The sequence below is a fragment of the Cupriavidus mimosae genome, from assembly GCF_023952485.1.
In the GTDB taxonomy this organism is placed as follows: Bacteria; Pseudomonadota; Gammaproteobacteria; order Burkholderiales; family Burkholderiaceae; genus Cupriavidus; species Cupriavidus taiwanensis_C.
Map to the genome: position 1 here is coordinate 307866 of NZ_JALHRY010000005.1, position 13884 is coordinate 321749.

The window sequence follows — 13884 nt, forward strand, 5'->3', positions numbered from 1 at the left end:
CCGCCTTACATCATGCTGTCGAAAAATCGCAGGATCCGTGCCGGCAGCCATTCGATATGGCCGCCGAAGCGTCCGTCGGCCTGCAGCGGCAGGTGGCGGCGCCAGTCCGCCGGCGGCGTCAGGAAGCCGACATGGCCGCCGTGCTCGGGCTGTTCCAGCCAGACCTGCGGGCTGGCGTCGGCCGGGCCGGGCAGGTGCCGCGCGGGCAGGAAGGGATCGTTGCGCGCGTTGAGCACCAGCGTGGGCACGGCGATCTCGCGCAGCACGGGTTTGCTGGCGGCGCGGCGCCAGTAGTCGTCGGTATCGGCAAAGCCGTGCAGCGGCGCGGTGACGACATTGTCGAAGGCGTACAGGTCGCGGCTGGCCAGCATGGTGTCGCGGTCGAACAGGCCCGGGAACTGCTCCAGCTTGGCCAGCGACTTGCGCTTGAGCGTCTGCAGGAACATGCGCGTGTAGACCAGGTTGAAACCGGCCGACAGCGCCGCGCCGCCGGCGGCCAGGTCCAGCGGCGCGGAAATCGCCGCGGCCGCATGCACGTGGCCGGCAGTGCTGCCGTCTTCGCCCAGCATGCGCAGCAAGGCGTTGCCGCCCAGCGAGATGCCCACCACCAGCAGCTTGCGGCCGCCGGCGCAGTGGTGCTGGCGCATGCGCTCGAGCACCCAGCGGATCTCGGCCGAATCGCCCGAATGGTAGAAGCGCGGCGCCAGGTTGAGTTCGCCGGAACAGCCGCGGAAATGCGGGATCACGCCCTGCCAGCCGCGCAGCGACAGCGCATGCATCAGCGCCTGCGCGTAGTGGCTGCCGGAATCGCCCTCGAGGCCGTGGAACATCACCACCAGCGGCGTCTGCGCCTGCACCGCATGTGTGGTCCAGTCGAGGTCGATGAAGTCCTGGTCGGGCGTGGCCCAGCGTTCGCGGCGAAAGCCCACGCGCGGCGGGCGGCGCGTGAAACGCGCAGGGATGATGGTCTGCGCGTGGCCGCCGCGCAGCCACCAGGGCATCGGCGTGCCCTCGCCGTAGCCATGCGCGCTGGCGGGATCTGCCTGGACTGCGTAGGGCAGTCGGTGGTGCGGAAGCTGCGTCATGCCGGCTTGTGTTGCAGCAGGCCGCTGCGCGGCCGCGGGTTCAGTGCAGCGCCTGGCCCGGCGTGGCGGCCACCGCGGCAACCTGCACCGCGTTGGCCGGGCTGCAGTGGATGTGGGCCAGGCGCCAGCCTTCGTGGTTCTGCATCAGCACGTAGGTGGTGTGCACGTACAGGTCGGCCTCGACGCGATCGCTGCCGAAGCGCAGCGCCTCGGTCACGTCGAAGATCGACACGGCCATCGACGCATGGCTGCTGGTCTCGATGGCGTCGACCAGCACCGGCTGTTCTTCCAGCAGCTGCGAGAATGCCTGGCGCAGCTGTTCGTGGCCGATCAGGCGCTGGCCGTCGGGCAGCACGCAGGTGATCGAGTCTTCGTCCAGCCACAGGCGCAGCGCGCCTTCGGCGTCGCGCAGCTTCAGCGCTTCGCGGAAAGCGTCGACGATGTCTTCGGCGGAATCGAACAGGCGGGCAAAGCGAGGCATGTTGGCAATGGACGTGGCTAGGGCGGGGAGGTCAGGGCCGGTGCAGCAGCTTGCGCAGCTCGACGAACACCATTTCCGGTTCGATCTCTTTCAGGCAGCGCAGGTGGCCCAGCGGGCACTCGCGCTTGAAGCACGGACTGCACTCCAGCTGCAGCCACATGATACTCGCTGCCTGTGACAGCGGCGGCGTGTGGCGCGGGTCGCTCGAGCCGTACACCGCCACCTGGGGCCGGCCCAGCGCCGCGGTCACGTGCATCAGGCCCGAATCGTTGCAGACCGCGGCTTCGGCCAGCGCCAGCAGGTCGACCGCGTCGTCGAGCGAGGTCTGGCCGCACAGGTTGCGCACGAACGGCGCCTCGCTGACGATCTGGGCGGCGATCTCGGCATCCTTGGCCGAGCCCAGCGCGATCATCTGCGCGTACGGATACGAGCGCCGCAGCATCTGCGCCAGCTTGGCGAAATGCGCCGCGGGCCAGCGCTTGGCGGGGCCGAACTCGGCCCCCGGGCAGAACGCGATCACGCGCGTGTGCGGGGCCAGGCCGAAGCGCTCGGCGGTGGCGGCCACGCGCGCCGGGTCCGCGCGCAGGCGCGGCTCGCTCAGGTTCTCGGGCAGGCGCGCGCCAGGCTTGAGCGCCAGGCGGGCGTAGTGCTCCACCATCGGCGGGCGGTGGTCGCGCGGTGGATTGGCGTGGCGCACGTTGAGCATGCCGAAGCGCGCTTCGCCGCGGTAGCCGATGCGCAGCGGAATGCCGGCGAGCCACGGGATCAGCGCCGACTTGAGCGAGTTCGGCAGCACGTAGGCGAGGTCATAGCCTTCGTTCTTCAGCTGCTGCGCGAACATCAGCCGCGCCGACAGCTGCAGCTTGCCGTGCGCAAGGTCCGAAGGGAACACGCGGCCGATTTCCGGCATGCGCGCGAGCACCGGCGCGACCCACTTGGGCGCGAGGGCATCGATGACCAGGCGCGGATGGCGCGCCTTGAGCAGCGCGAACAGCGGCTGCGCCATCAGGGCGTCGCCGATCCAGTTGGGGGCGATGACGAGGGCTTTCTTCATGGAAGGGGCGCAAGGAGCCGGCACGGGCGCAGCGGCGCTGGCGCCGGCAACGCCAACGCTCCGGGGCGCCAGTGGGCGGCCCGGAGCGTCAGGGAGGTGCAATGGCAGGCGGCTCGGGTCAGTGGTGGCCCTTCAGCACGGTGCCCGGCTTGAGCTTGTACACGGTGCCGCAGTACGGGCACTTGGCTTCGCCGGTGTCGGCCACGTCGAGAAACACGCGCGGATGGTAATTCCAGGCCGGGGTGTTGGCGGTCGGGCAGTGCAGCGGAATGTCTTCGGCGCCGATTTCGATGATGGTCGCGGTTTGCGTCATGGTGTTGCAGGGAATAAAACTTATTGTTCGTCAAAACAAGGGCCGTGCCGCGCCCGCACGGGCGGGCGACTGGCGCGCGGGCCGGCGGCCGGTGCTCAGACCAGCGTCAGCCACTTCTTGTACTTTTCGTCGGTGCCGCCGACGGCGGCAAAGAATGCGTCCTGGATCTGCTTGGTCACCGGGCCGCGGCGGCCTTCGCCGATGATGCGGTCGTCCAGCTCGCGGATCGGCGTGACTTCGGCGGCGGTGCCGGTGAAGAAGGCTTCGTCGGCGCAGTACATCTCGTCGCGGGTGATGCGCTTCTCGCGCACTTCGATGCCAAGGTCGCGCGCGATGGTCAGGGTGGCGTCGCGGGTGATGCCGTCCAGGCACGAGGCCAGGTCCGGGGTGTAGATCACGCCGTTGCGCACGATGAAGACGTTCTCGCCCGAGCCTTCGCTGACGTAGCCGTCGGTGTCGAGCAGCAGCGCTTCGTCGTAGCCCAGGCCGGTCGCTTCCTGGTTGGCCAGGATCGAGTTGATGTAGTAGCCGCTGGCCTTGGCGCGCACCAGCGACACGTTGACGTGGTGGCGGGTGAACGACGAGGTCTTCACGCGGATGCCGCGCTCCATGCCTTCCTCGCCCAGGTAGGCGCCCCACGGCCACGCGGCGATGGCGACGTGGATGGTGTTGCCCTTGGCCGAGACGCCCAGCTTTTCCGAGCCGATCCACACGATCGGGCGGATGTAGCAGGATTCCAGGTTGTTGGCGCGCACCACTTCGCGCGTGGCGGCTTCGAGCGTGGCCTCGTCGAACGGCATCGCCATCTGGAAGATCTTGGCGGAATTGAACAGGCGGCGGGTGTGCTCCTTCAGGCGGAAGATGGCGGTGCCTGCGGGGGTCTTGTAGGCGCGCACGCCCTCGAACACGCCCATGCCGTAGTGCAGGGTATGCGTCAGCACATGGATCTTGGCGTCGCGCCACTCGATCAGCTTGCCGTCCATCCAAATCTTGCCGTCGCGATCCGCCATCGACATGTCTGTTCTCCCTGCGCCGTGGAAATAGCAAAAACGATATTGTAAGCCCGGGGGGCATGGGTCACAACGCGGCGCGGGCGCCGCGGCGGTCTAGAATGCCTCTTTTTATGGCGATTCCGTTCAGTTAACCGCTCGTCGTTCCCGCGCAGGCGGGAATGACGGTGGCGGTTGAACCCTCGTTCCATCGAATCATGCTGTGCCCCTGACTACACACGCCGCCTCCAAATCGTCGCCAGAGTCAGCAGCGTCCATTGAACCGCCGCTACCTGACTGGCAGCAGGCGCTGGACGCGCTGCGCGCTCTTGCCGGCACCGATCCGGCCGCCGCTCAAGGTGCGGCGGCACCGGCCCGGCGCCTGCTGTGGGCGCTGACGCTGGACGCCGACGGCGCGCCCGGCACGATCGAGCCGCTCGAGCAGGTGCGCGGCCCCAAGGGCTGGGGCAAGCCCCGGCCGGTGTCGCTGGCGCGCATCGCCGAGGACGAGCGGCTCGAGCCATGGGATGCGCGCGTGGCGCGCGCCATTCGCCGCGATGCCTCGCACCACCGCCGCTACGTGCTCGACCGCGCCATGGCGCTGATGGCGCTGGCCGGGCACCCGGGCGTGGTGCTGGCCCACGCGCCCACGCAGACGCTGGACGTGGTCGAGGACGCCCCCGCGCTGGAGGCCGTGCGTAGCGCCGGCCGCTACGTGCTGCGCCTGTTCCCGCCGGTGCGCGAGGCGCCGGCGCTGGAGGCGCTGCTGCCCGCCGCCGCGCGGCAGGAGGCCGAGGCGCTGCGCCAGTTCACGCTGCTGCGCGACGGCCCGCACCGGCTGCGGCTGGTCCGCTATACCCCGGCGCAGTTCGAGGCCGCGCGGCTGATCGGCAACGGCCTGGCGATTCCCGAGGAAGGCCACGCCCGGCTCGACCAGACCCTGCGCGCGCTGGCCGGCCAGTTCCAGATCCAGGCCGATGCCGCGGCGGGCTCGCGCGCGGTCGAGACCGAGGCACGGCTGCGCGCCGAAGTGGCGCCGGTGGGACGCGGCATCTCGCTGCGGCTGGTGGTGACGCCGCTGGGCCCGCTCGGGCCGCGGCTGGCGCCCGGCGCCGGGCGCGCACGGCTGATGGCGACGGTGCGCGGCGAGACCCTGTCGACGCAGCGCGACCTCGACGCCGAGCTGGCCAGCGTGGCCGAAGTCTTCGCCGCGCTGCCGCAGCTGGTGGCGCTGTCGCCGCCGGGCGGCGAGTATACCTGGACGCTGGACGATCCCGAGGATGCGCTCGCGGTGGTCGAGGCGCTGCCGGCGCTGCCCGCGGTGCAGGCGGTCGAATGGCCGCGCGGCAAGGAACTGCGCGTGCTGCCCGCCGACCTGCCGCAGCTGGGGGTGCAGATCGAGAGCCGCGGCGCGTGGTACCGGCTGGCGGGCGAGCTGCGCGTGGCGGAGGGGCTGGTGCTGGAACTGGGCAAGCTGATCGACTGGACCGGCAGCCATGCCGGGCGCTTCGTGCCGATGGGGCAGGGGGTCTATGTGGCGCTGACGAAGGTGCTGCGCGGCCGGCTGCGCGATCTTGCCGGCGTGGGCGAGCGCTTTACCGATGGCACCCGCGATGGCATCCGCGTGCCGCAGATGGCGACGCCGTGGCTGGACGACGTGCTTGCCGGCGCGGGCGTCGATCCCGACGCGCATTTCCGCGCGCGCATCGCCCGGCTGCGCGCCGCGCGCGAGAGCGAGATCGCGCTGCCGGCCATGCTGGCGGCCGAGCTGCGCCCCTACCAGGAAGCCGGCTACCGCTGGGCCATGACGCTGGCCGCCGCCGGCCTGGGCGCCTGCCTCGCCGACGACATGGGCCTGGGCAAGACCCTGCAGGCGCTGGCCGTGCTGGTCGCGCGCGCCGCCGGCGGCGCGGCGCTGGTGATCGCGCCGACCTCGGTGTGCGGCAACTGGGCCGCCGAGGCGCGGCGCTTTGCGCCAACGCTCAACGTCCACGTCTATGCCGAGGGCGATCGCGACGCGCTGCTGGCGCAGGCGGGGCCGCATGACCTGGTGATCGTCTCGTACACGCTGCTGCAGCAGGCCAGCCGGGACTTCTGCGCGCGCGCCTGGCATACCGTGGTGGCCGACGAGGCCCAGGCCTTCAAGAACGCGGTTACGCGGCGGGCGCAGGCGATGTTTGCGCTGCCGTCGGACTTTCGCATGGCGCTGACCGGCACGCCGGTGGAAAACCGGCTGGCCGAGCTGTGGTCGGTGATGCGGTTCTGCAATCCGGGACTGCTGGGCTCGCTGGCCCGCTTCAACGAGCATTTTGCCAACCCGATCGAGCGCGCCGGCAGCCGCGAGGCACGCCTGCGGCTGCGCCGCATGGTCGCGCCGTTCGTGCTGCGCCGGACCAAGGCACAGGTGCTGGACGAGCTGCCGCCGCGTACCGAGCTGGTGATCCGGGTCGAGCCCGGGCCGGTCGAAGCCGCGCACTACGAGGCGCTGCGCCGCCAGGCCCAGACCGAGGCCGAGGCCGCGCTGGCACGCGTCGAAGCCGGGCGCAAGTCCACCCGCGATGCGCTCGCCGGCGCCCGGGCGCAGGCGCGCCTGCATGTGCTGGCGCAGCTGATGCGGCTGCGCCGCGCCGCCTGCGATCCGCGCCTGGTCACGCCGGAAGTGAGCGGCCAGCTGGGCGACCAGGGCGGCGAGGGCGCCAAGGTGCGCGCCTTCGCCGAGCTGGCCAGCGGGCTGGCCGCCAGCGGCCACAAGACCCTGGTGTTCAGCCAGTTCGTCGATTTCCTGCAGCTGCTGCGCCACGGGCTGGAGCGTGCCGGGCTGGCGCTGCAATACCTGGACGGCGCCACCCCCGCGGCCGAGCGCACGCGCCGCGTGGCCGCGTTCCAGGCGGGCGAGGGCGATGTCTTCCTGATCAGCCTGAAGGCCGGCGGCTTCGGCCTGAACCTGACCGCGGCCGACTACGTGATCATCGCCGACCCGTGGTGGAACCCCGCCGCCGAGGACCAGGCCATGGGCCGCGCGCACCGCATCGGCCAGCAGCGCCCGGTCACGGTGTACCGGCTGATCAATGCGGGCACCATCGAGGAGCGCATCGTCGAGCTGCACCGCGACAAGCGCGCGCTCGCCGACGGCCTTCTGGAAGCCGACGACGACAACGCCGCGGGCACCGGCGCGCCGCTGCCCGATGTCGACGAACTGGTGGGGCTGCTGCGGCGCTGAAGCGCAGCGCGCGCCGAGGTGGTTGCCATATGCCCGCACGGCATACCTTCAGGCAAACTCAGTCGTTTGGTTTTGGCAGGAACCTTGCTATCTTGTTGCGCTGGCCCGGGGCTCAGATCCCGGCCAACGCTCAGGTCCGCCGCGCCGGGCCGCTTCCTTGTGACATTCACCGACGGTGCCCCCATGCCCAATTCGTCCCGCCTGCTTCCGCGCTTGTCCTTCCGTTCCGCCTTCCGCGTGGCCGCGCTGTGCGCCGCCGTGGCCGGCACGGCCAGCTTGCCCGCTTATGCGCAGGGCGAATGGCCGACGCAGCCGGTGACGATCCTGATGGGCTTTACCGCCGGTTCCGGCGTCGACATCGTCGGCCGCACGCTGCAGGAATCGCTGCAGAAGTCGCTGAAGACCACCATCGTCTATGACTACCGGCCGGGCGCCGGCGGCAACGTTGCCTCCGAGGTGGTGGCCCATGCCAGGCCGGACGGCTACACGCTGCTGCTGGGCACCGCCGCCACGCACGGCATCAACCCGGCGCTGTACAAGACCCTGCCGTTCGATGCCGACGCCGATTTCACCCCGATCGCGCCGCTGGTCGAGGTCTCCAACGTGCTGACCGTCAACCCGGCGGTGCTCGACGTCAAGTCGGTCAAGGAGTTCATCGAGAAGGTCAAGGCCAATCCGGGCAAGTACAACTTTGCCTCCACCGGCAATGGCACCGGCACGCACCTGGCGTTTGCCGAATTCAATGCGCGCGCCGGGCTGGACATGGTGCACGTGCCCTACAAGGGCGGCCCCGACGCGCTGCAGGCGGTGGTGAAGGGCGAGGTCTGCTGCATCTTCAACCAGGTGCAGAGCGTGCTGCCGCAGTTTCGCGCCGGCAAGGTGCGCCTGCTGGGCGTGACCACCAAACAGCGCGTGCAGGTGATCTCCGACGTGCCGACCATTGCCGAAAGCGGCCTGCCCGGCTTCAACAGCACCATCTGGTTCGGCCTGTTCGGGCCCAGGGGGCTGGACCCGAAGATCGCGCGCAAGGTCAATGACGCGGTCAAGGTGGCGCTGGAAACGCCGGCGATCCGCCAGAAGCTGATCGACGCCGGCAACACGCCGCGGGTCGAGACCGTGGACCAGTTCAAGGCCACCGTGAAGGCCGACCGCCAGAAGTGGGCGGGCGTGGTCAAGACCGTGGGTGCGTCGATCGACTGATGCGCCGCCAGCGGCAGCGCCTGCGGCGCTAGGGGCGCACGCCCAGCCGCGTCAGCACGTGCGCCAGCTGCGCCTGCGTGCCGGTGCCGGTCTTGGTGAAGATCGCCTTGAGCTGGGTGCGCCCGGTCTCGCGCCGGATGCCGATCAGCTCGCAGGCCTCGGGCAGGCCGATGCCCGAAGACAATTGCAGCGCCAGCCGGATCTCCGCCGGCGTCAGGCCGTAGAGATCGCGCAACACGGTCGGCAGCGTCATCGGCGCGGCGCCCGGTTCGTGGATCGCCACCAGCACGCTGGGGCGCTGCCAGTCCAGCGCCAGGTGATGGGCCGGGGGCAGCGGCATCAGGATTACCTGCGCCTGCCGCCCGGCGCTGTCGACGGCGCGCAGCGCCTGCGCCGGCTGCGCGCTGGCCGGGTCGCTCACCGCGCGCAGCGCCTCCGCGAACGGGCGCGACAGGGTCCAGCCGCCATCGTCGCGCACGGCGGCAAGCGGCGCCGCGGCGCTGGTTTCGATCGACACCGCCGGCAGCAGCCGGCGCACCCAGGTCTCGCCGATGCTGTTGGCCATGAGCGGCTTGCCGTCGTCGCGGAACACGATCACGCCGAACGGCAGCCGCTCCATCAGCTGCGACGAGGCATGGGCCAGCGCCGACACCTGGTGGGTGCGCTCGCGCAGCGCCATGGCCTGGCGCACGTGCGGGATGGCCCAGTCGAGCGCGCGCGCGTCCTCGGGCGAGTAATGGTCGTGGCCATGCGGGCGCTGCAGCGACAGGAACACGTCGTAGTGCGGCTGGCGCTCGATCAGGCAGGCCATCACCGACGACTGTTCGATCGGGCGCAGGAACTCGCCGTAGAAGGGCGACTGCCGCATGACCTGCGGCCCCAGCTCGCGCGAATCGATATACCAGCTGCCCACTGCCATGCGCCGCGCGAACGGCAGCGCCGGGTCGATCGCGGCGAACTGTTCGCGGTAGGCGGCCACGGCCTCGGGCATGGGATTGACCTCCTGGTGCACCAGCACGCGCTCATGCACGGTGTCGAGCACGAGCAGATGCGCGTGGCTGCTGCCGCTGGCCTGGCACAGTGCGCTCAGGCTGCGCTGCCAGGCATCGGCGTCGAAAATCCCCTCGTACAGCGCGCGAATGGTCTCGTGCATCTGTGTGTCGCTCATGGCTTCCCTTCTTTTTACTTCTTGTATTTTTAGTACTTTACCCGCGTGGCAGTGCACGTGCCGCCGGCGCGGCGCCGGCCCGTTGCAAGGCTTGCGTGTTCAGTCCTGTTCCAGCGCCGCGCCCAGGCGCGAGAGCAGATGCGTAAGCTGGGCCTGGCTGTTGCAGCCGGTCTTGTGGAATACCGCCTTGAGCTGCGTGCGCGCGGTTTCGTGGCGGATACCCAGCTGCTGGCTGGCTTCGGGCAGGCCCTGGCCGTGGGCCAGCTGCACGCTGAGCCGGGTCTCGGCCGGCGTCAGCCCGTAGAGATCGCGCAGCACCGGGCCGAGCAACAGCGGCGCGCGATCCTGCTCGTGCACGATCACCAGCGCCGCCGGTTCCTGCCACTGCGCGGCAAAGGCGTGCGACGGCGGCAGCGGCAGCACGATGACCTGCGCGCTGGCGTCGCCGCTGGTGGCGCGCGCCGCCTGCGCGGCCACGGCGTGGCGCGGGTCGCAGGCGGCCTGGACCATGTCGGGGAACGAGCGCGACAGGGTCCAGTCCGAAACCTTGCCGGCCGGGTCCAGCCGCCGCGCCCAGCGTTCGCCGGCGCGGTTGCACAACAGTACGTGGCGCTGCGGCGAAAACACCAGCAGGGCGAAATTGAGCCGCTCCACCAGCTGCGTCGACAGCCGCGCCAGCACCGTCAGCCCGAGCGTGCGATCGCGCATCGCCATGGCGCTGCGCATATGCGGGATGACCCAGTCCAGGCCGCCGGTGTCGACACTCGAGAACAGCGGCTGCCGGCGCCCGCGCTGCATCGAGAAATAGACTTCGTAATGGGGCTGCCGCTCCACCAGGCAGGCCACGTAGGAGCGCAGGCCATAGCGGTGGAAGAAGTCGCGGTAGAACGGATGGCGCGCCATGGTGCCTTCGCCCAGTTCGCGCGCGTCGATATACCAGTCGCCCGGCCGCAGGGCCGGCGCGAACTGCTTGGCCGGGTCGATCGCCTGGTAATCCGATTCGTATTCGGTGAACAGCTCGACCACCGGGTTGATGATCTCGTTGACGCTGATCTGGTCGCGCACCGTATCCCAGACCATCATCGAGGCATGTGCTGCCCCCGCCAGCCCGGTCAGGGTGCGCAGGCTGTCCTGCCAGGCTCCCGGATCCAGAATGCCCTCGTACAAGCCGCGGATCGCTCCGTGCATGTCGGCTTCATTCATCTGACTTACCCCTTGCATTCGCGACAAAATAATGCGCGGCGCCGGTGGTGCGTCCGCTCGCACCCCGGCATGCTTTGTTTTTTTGGCGGCTTGCGGCGGGCCGTATTGTCAGCCTGTTGTCGTCTGCCGCTTGTCCTGGCCGTTTGTAAACCGGCTCTGGCGTGATTGCGTCTGTTGTAGCAAACGTTGCGTACATTACCGCACTTGGGGGTCTCGCGGAAAACGCGCGCGCCCCTTCTTTGGTGGGGAGTCAGGGCGGCGGGGCGCGCATCGGCACTGGCTGGCGGGCCGCTTTGTGCCTTGCGGGGCGCATCATGGCCGCCGACGGTCCGGATTCGGCAAAGCCCCGATCGCGTTCAGGTAAAATGCCGGTTTCCCCGAGTCCGTAGCGAAATCTCGCGCCATCCACCGTCATGACCTCTGTCCTGCGTCTTTCCGATCTGATTTCCCAAGGCAAACTCTCCGGCAAGCGTGTGTTCATCCGTGCCGACCTGAACGTGCCGCAGGATGACGCCGGCAACATCACCGAAGACACCCGCATCCGCGCCTCCGTGCCCGCCATCGAGGCCTGCCTGGGCGCCGGCGCTGCGGTGATGGTCACGTCCCACCTGGGCCGCCCCACCGAGGACGAGTTCAAGCCCGAAGACTCGCTGGCGCCGATCGCCGCGCGCCTGTCCGAACTGCTTGGCAAGCCGGTCAAGCTGGTGCAGAACTGGGTCGACGGCGTCGAGGTGGCGCCCGGCCAGGTGGTGCTGCTGGAAAACTGCCGCGTCAACAAGGGCGAGAAGAAGAACAGCGACGAACTGGCACAGAAGATGGCCAAGCTCTGCGACGTCTACGTCAACGACGCCTTCGGCACCGCGCACCGCGCCGAAGCCACCACCCACGGCATCGCCAAGTACGCGCCGATCGCCTGCGCCGGCCCGCTGCTGGCCGCCGAGATCGACGCGCTGGGCAAGGCCCTGGGCCAGCCGGCACGTCCGCTGGTGGCGATCGTGGCCGGCTCCAAGGTCTCGACCAAGCTGACCATCCTGAAGTCGCTGGCCGACAAGGTCGACAACCTGGTCGTCGGCGGCGGCATCGCCAACACCTTCATGCTGGCCGCCGGCCTGAAGATCGGCAAGTCGCTGGCCGAAGCGGACCTGGTCGGCGACGCCAAGGCCATCATCGACATCATGGCCGGGCGCGGCGCTTCGGTGCCCATCCCCGTCGACGTGGTCTGTGCCAAGGAGTTCAGCGCGACCGCCGCGGCCACCGTCAAGGACGTCAAGGACGTGGCTGATGACGACATGATCCTCGACATTGGCCCCAAGACCGCCGCGATGCTGGCCGAGCAGCTCAAGGCCGCCGGCACCATCGTCTGGAACGGCCCGGTGGGCGTGTTCGAGTTCGACCAGTTCGGCAACGGCACCAAGGTGCTGGCGCAGGCCATCGCCGAGTCGAAGGCGTTCTCGATCGCCGGCGGCGGCGACACGCTCGCCGCCATCGCCAAGTACGGCATTGCCGACCGCGTGGGCTATATCTCCACCGGCGGCGGCGCGTTCCTGGAATTCCTGGAAGGCAAGACGCTGCCCGCCTTCGAAGTGCTGGAGCAGCGCGCCGCAGGCTGACGCATCCGCCCCGCGCCTGGCGGAGCCGTGGGCCCGCCGGTCGCGCCAACCGGCCGTCGGGCCATCGAGCGCTGAAACCAGGAAACCCCGCATGACCCGTTCCACCAAGATCGTCGCCACCATCGGCCCCGCCTCCAGCTCGCTGGAAATTCTGACGCGCATGATCGCGGCGGGGGTCGACGTGGTGCGGCTGAACTTTTCGCACGGCACCGCCCAGGACCATCTCGACCGTGCCCGGCTGGTGCGCGAGGCGGCGCAGGCATGCGGGCGGGAGGTCGCCATCATGGCTGACCTGCAGGGTCCCAAGATCCGCGTGGGCAAGTTCGAGCACGGCAAGGTCCTGCTCAAGGCGGGCGAGCCCTTTATCCTCGATTCCAACTGCAAGCTCGGCAACGAAGAGCGCGCCGGCCTGGACTACCAGGACCTGCCACGCGACGTGGGCCCGGGCGACCTGCTGCTGCTCAACGACGGCCTGATCGTGCTGGTGGTCGACCGCGTGCTGGGCAACGAGATCTTCACCACCGTGCGCGTGGGCGGCGAGCTGTCCAACAACAAGGGCATCAACCGCCAGGGCGGCGGGCTGTCGGCGCCGGCGCTGACCGCCAAGGACATGGAGGACATCAAGACCGCCATGGCGCTGGGCGCGGACTACCTCGCGGTGAGCTTTCCCAAGAACGCCACCGACATGGAAATGGCGCGCCAGCTGGCCGCCGTGGCCGGCCAGCCGCACGGCCACCGGGCCCGCATGATCGCCAAGATCGAGCGGGCCGAGGCCATCCATCCGGGCGTGCTGGAAGAAATCCTGCAGGCCTCCGACGGCATCATGGTGGCGCGCGGCGACCTCGCCGTGGAAGTCGGCAATGCCGCCGTGCCGGCGCTGCAGAAGCGCATGATCAGGCTGGCGCGCGAGGCCAACAAGCTCACCATCACCGCGACGCAGATGATGGAAAGCATGATCGTCAACCCGGTGCCGACCCGCGCCGAGGTCTCGGACGTGGCCAACGCCGTGCTGGATGGCACCGACGCCGTGATGCTGTCGGCCGAGACCGCCGCCGGCCGCTACCCCGTCGAGACCGTCGAGGCCATGGCCGCGGTCTGCATCGAGGCCGAGAAGTCCGAGGTGGTGCAGCTCGACACCGATTTCCTGAACCAGACCTTCTCGCGCATCGACCAGTCGGTGGCGATGGGGGCGCTGTTCACCGCCTATCATTTGCAGGTGAAGGCGATCGCGGCGCTGACCGATTCCGGCGCTACCGCGCTGTGGATGAGCCGGCACCGCATCCATGTACCGATTTACGCGATGACGCCCAACCTGGCGTCGCAGCGCAAGATGCAGCTCTACCGCAACGTGGTGCCGCTGCCGCTGCAATCCAGCACCGACCGCGATACCGCGCTGGAGCAGGCCGAGGAACTGCTGCTGGCGCAGGGCGTGGTGCAGCGGGGCGATTTCATCGTGCTGACCATCGGCGAGCCGATGGGGCAGCCGGGCGGTACCAACACCCTGAAGATCGTCAGGGTGGGGCATTGAGCGCCGACAGAAGAATACCGAGACATCCCATTT

Annotated in this window: 11 protein-coding genes; 4 read left to right on the plus strand and 7 right to left on the minus strand. The window is 69.6% G+C overall.

Going from position 1 to position 13884, the window contains the following annotated elements; genetic code table 11:
* Nucleotides 1-5: 5 nt before the first annotated feature.
* The 5 genes from MKD50_RS12100 to MKD50_RS12120 form a co-directional block, all read right to left on the minus strand.
* A complete protein-coding gene (locus tag MKD50_RS12100) occupies nt 6-1085 on the minus strand; it encodes a YheT family hydrolase (RefSeq protein ID WP_115706015.1) in 1080 nt (359 codons plus the stop codon).
* A gap of 40 nt (nt 1086-1125) precedes the next feature.
* Nucleotides 1126-1566, minus strand: a complete 441-nt coding sequence (locus MKD50_RS12105) for a YybH family protein (RefSeq protein WP_012351840.1) — start codon at nt 1564-1566, stop codon at nt 1126-1128.
* Between the two features lie 31 nt (nt 1567-1597).
* The gene (waaF, locus tag MKD50_RS12110) at nt 1598-2620 is read right to left on the minus strand and encodes a lipopolysaccharide heptosyltransferase II (RefSeq protein ID WP_115706016.1); all 1023 of its coding nucleotides are present in this window, start codon (nt 2618-2620) and stop codon (nt 1598-1600) included.
* A gap of 118 nt (nt 2621-2738) precedes the next feature.
* A complete protein-coding gene (locus tag MKD50_RS12115) occupies nt 2739-2933 on the minus strand; it encodes a zinc-finger domain-containing protein (protein WP_010812205.1) in 195 nt (64 codons plus the stop codon).
* 95 nt (nt 2934-3028) lie between these two features.
* Nucleotides 3029-3949 (minus strand): branched-chain amino acid transaminase, encoded by a 921-nt coding sequence (locus MKD50_RS12120; protein ID WP_111518487.1) that lies wholly within the window; start codon nt 3947-3949, stop codon nt 3029-3031.
* A gap of 196 nt (nt 3950-4145) precedes the next feature.
* Between MKD50_RS12120 and MKD50_RS12125 the strand changes: the two genes are divergently transcribed.
* Together MKD50_RS12125 and MKD50_RS12130 are read left to right on the plus strand one after the other, a co-directional pair.
* Nucleotides 4146-7142 (plus strand): DEAD/DEAH box helicase, encoded by a 2997-nt coding sequence (locus tag MKD50_RS12125; RefSeq protein WP_252667215.1) that lies wholly within the window; start codon nt 4146-4148, stop codon nt 7140-7142.
* A gap of 183 nt (nt 7143-7325) precedes the next feature.
* Nucleotides 7326-8342: a Bug family tripartite tricarboxylate transporter substrate binding protein gene (locus tag MKD50_RS12130; RefSeq protein ID WP_252667216.1), complete on the plus strand. Its 1017-nt coding sequence runs from the start codon at nt 7326-7328 to the stop codon at nt 8340-8342.
* A gap of 28 nt (nt 8343-8370) precedes the next feature.
* Here MKD50_RS12130 and MKD50_RS12135 read toward each other — a convergent pair whose 3' ends face one another.
* The gene (locus MKD50_RS12135; RefSeq protein WP_252667217.1) at nt 8371-9510 is read right to left on the minus strand and encodes a helix-turn-helix transcriptional regulator; all 1140 of its coding nucleotides are present in this window, start codon (nt 9508-9510) and stop codon (nt 8371-8373) included.
* Nucleotides 9511-9609: 99 nt separating this feature from the next.
* Entirely contained in the window at nt 9610-10713 is a 1104-nt protein-coding gene (locus MKD50_RS12140; RefSeq protein ID WP_115706022.1) for a helix-turn-helix transcriptional regulator, read from the minus strand.
* Nucleotides 10714-11126: 413 nt separating this feature from the next.
* On the opposite strand from MKD50_RS12140, the gene MKD50_RS12145 reads away from it, so the two are divergent.
* Nucleotides 11127-12323 carry a phosphoglycerate kinase gene (locus tag MKD50_RS12145; RefSeq protein WP_252667218.1) on the plus strand — a complete coding sequence of 399 codons (1197 nt, stop codon included), beginning with the start codon at nt 11127-11129 and terminating at the stop codon, nt 12321-12323.
* 91 nt (nt 12324-12414) lie between these two features.
* Nucleotides 12415-13851 (plus strand): pyruvate kinase, encoded by a 1437-nt coding sequence (gene pyk / locus MKD50_RS12150; RefSeq protein WP_115706026.1) that lies wholly within the window; start codon nt 12415-12417, stop codon nt 13849-13851.
* The last annotated feature ends 33 nt before the right edge of the window (nt 13852-13884 follow it).

Bases quoted from the DNA above. Each gene is read 5' to 3' on its own strand.
- MKD50_RS12100 (WP_115706015.1), bottom strand. From the start codon at position 1,085: ATGACGCAGCTTCCGCACCACCGACTGCCCTACGCAGTCCAGGCAGAT.
- MKD50_RS12105 (WP_012351840.1), bottom strand. From the start codon at position 1,566: ATGCCTCGCTTTGCCCGCCTGTTCGATTCCGCCGAAGACATCGTCGAC.
- waaF (WP_115706016.1), bottom strand. From the start codon at position 2,620: ATGAAGAAAGCCCTCGTCATCGCCCCCAACTGGATCGGCGACGCCCTG.
- MKD50_RS12115 (WP_010812205.1), bottom strand. From the start codon at position 2,933: ATGACGCAAACCGCGACCATCATCGAAATCGGCGCCGAAGACATTCCG.
- MKD50_RS12120 (WP_111518487.1), bottom strand. From the start codon at position 3,949: ATGTCGATGGCGGATCGCGACGGCAAGATTTGGATGGACGGCAAGCTG.
- MKD50_RS12130 (WP_252667216.1), top strand. From the start codon at position 7,326: ATGCCCAATTCGTCCCGCCTGCTTCCGCGCTTGTCCTTCCGTTCCGCC.
- MKD50_RS12135 (WP_252667217.1), bottom strand. From the start codon at position 9,510: ATGAGCGACACACAGATGCACGAGACCATTCGCGCGCTGTACGAGGGG.
- MKD50_RS12140 (WP_115706022.1), bottom strand. From the start codon at position 10,713: ATGAATGAAGCCGACATGCACGGAGCGATCCGCGGCTTGTACGAGGGC.
- MKD50_RS12145 (WP_252667218.1), top strand. From the start codon at position 11,127: ATGACCTCTGTCCTGCGTCTTTCCGATCTGATTTCCCAAGGCAAACTC.
- pyk (WP_115706026.1), top strand. From the start codon at position 12,415: ATGACCCGTTCCACCAAGATCGTCGCCACCATCGGCCCCGCCTCCAGC.